The organism is Flammeovirga agarivorans (assembly GCF_012641475.1).
GTDB lineage: Bacteria > Bacteroidota > Bacteroidia > Cytophagales > Flammeovirgaceae > Flammeovirga > Flammeovirga agarivorans.
In genome coordinates, this window is sequence record NZ_JABAIL010000057.1 from 1 (window position 1) to 976 (window position 976).

At 57.8% G+C, this 976-nt stretch carries 1 protein-coding gene; it reads right to left on the reverse strand.

The window, feature by feature from the left end; all coding sequences use genetic code 11:
* Positions 1-138 precede the first annotated feature (138 nt).
* The coding region (locus HGP29_RS28205; RefSeq protein WP_262889556.1) for a reverse transcriptase domain-containing protein at positions 139-976 on the reverse strand (838 nt) is incomplete at its 5' end.

Below are 976 nucleotides of genomic sequence, written 5' to 3' on the forward strand. Positions count from 1 at the left end.
GACCAGATGGAAACCGGCGATGGTTTTCTTGCCGAGGGTGGTGATGCTGTAGTTCATCTTGCCTCCTTTGGAGATAAATTGTCGCGGTAGGGATACCCGTTACCGGATACCCCCCGCACAGATCCCGGCGTGCGCGATTTACGCACCGGGCTCCTGCCTCGGGTGTCTGGCGGTGAACCGCTCCACAGGCCATGGATGAAGAACCCGAACCCTTGGTAGCCATGCGGCTGCCAGTTTGTTTGCTTTCGTCCAGGTCGTATCATCCTTCTGGCTCCTGCGCCTGAGCGCCCGGCGCCAGAGGTTTGTTACGTGTGTCCTGAACTTCTGCATGGTGGGGAAGTTGCCCGGTACCGAGTGATAGTTCAGGTATCCCTGAACCACTCTCCTGAGCCATTTTCCCTGTTCGGGGATTGAGTAATGCCAGCGCCTTCGCAGACCGTCTTTGATGGCTTTCAGAGTTGCCGTCATCCGATCCCGGCGGGTCTTTCGTATCAGCATGAACCTGCCGTTGCGATCTTTCCCGCTGATGTGCGTGAACCCGAGGAAGTTGAACGTTTCTGGTTTGCCTTTTCCCCTGATGGCACGGTTTTCGGCAGCGAAGCGGCCGAACTCCATCAGACGGGTTTTCTCCGGGTGAACCGTGAGTCCGAACTCCCTCAGTCTGCGCTGCATGGCTATACGGAAGCGCCGGGCATCGTATCGTTTGTCGAACCCGATGACGATGTCATCGGCGTATCTGACCATTACCACATTGCCTGTGGCATAGCGACGTCGCCACTGATGCGCCCACAGATCGAAGACGTAGTGGAGGTATATGTTTGCCAGCAGCGGTGAGATGACCGCACCCTGTGGGGTGCCTTCCTCCGTTGCTCGCCATTGACCCTCCTCCGACGTCCCGGCTGTGAGCCACTTACGTATGAGCCTGATTCCCCTCCGGTCGCCGATCCGATGCTCTGTGAACCTGATCAGCCATTCC